The sequence below is a fragment of the Hymenobacter agri genome (genome assembly GCF_054778495.1).
Window position 1 is genome coordinate 1 of sequence record NZ_BAAGZM010001125.1, and the last position, 785, is coordinate 785.

The following is a 785-nucleotide window of genomic DNA, read 5'->3' on the forward strand; positions in this document are numbered from 1 at the left end:
AGCGCCGCGCCGTGCAGCAGGCGCACTCCATTCAGCGAGCCCACGGCCGCCAGCAGCAGCGGGTACAGTGGCGGCCAGTAGCGGTAGGGCGAGCCATCGGGGTGCAGCAGCTGGCTGGTGGCGCGTAGCATATGGGCCGCGTAGAGGTACAGGCGCGAGTCGCTGGTGCCAGCCAAGCCGGGCGCGGTGCAGTACGCAAACAAGCCCAGCTGCACCAGTACGCCAACGGCCAGCAGCCCGCCAACAAGCAGCCAGCGACAGCGGCGTGCAACAGGGGTTGGAAGCGAAGCGGTGGACATGGGCTTGAGAAAACGCTGCTGGCGGCTCCGACGTGGCGAATACCGTAGCGGCTTGATGGAGCAAAAAAGAACTTGTACCCCAAATTTTCAATTCGGCCGGCGAAACGAGCCTTTTACGGCATCGCTCAACGGGCCGAATTGAAAATTCGGGGTACAAGTTCTTATGGTTCAGGCGGGGCTAGAAGCTGCCGACGGTGGCCGTGGGCACAATTTTCTTCACCAGGCCTTGCAGCACCTTGCCGGGGCCGCACTCCACGAAGTCGGTGGTGCCATCGGCGGCCATGCGCTGCACCAGCTGCGTCCAGCGCACGGGGGCCGTGAGTTGGGCCAGCAGGTTGGCTTTGATTTCGGCCGGGTCGGTGTGGGGCAGCGCGTCCACGTTCTGGTACACGGGGCAGCGGGCCGGACTGAAGGTCGTTTTCTCGATGGCCTCGGCCAGCGCGGCGGCAGCGCTCTGCATCAGCGGCGAGTGGAAGGCGCCACCCA

General features: G+C 65.1%; 2 protein-coding genes. Both read right to left on the reverse strand.

Annotation, left to right across the window (positions count from 1 at the left end):
* Positions 1-299, reverse strand: a 299-nt coding sequence (locus ACYVDE_RS24865) for a hypothetical protein (RefSeq protein WP_460504197.1), incomplete at its 3' end; no start/stop codon positions are given.
* Between the two features lie 178 nt (positions 300-477).
* Positions 478-785: ACP S-malonyltransferase (locus ACYVDE_RS24870; protein WP_460504199.1), on the reverse strand; the 308-nt coding region annotated here is incomplete at its 5' end.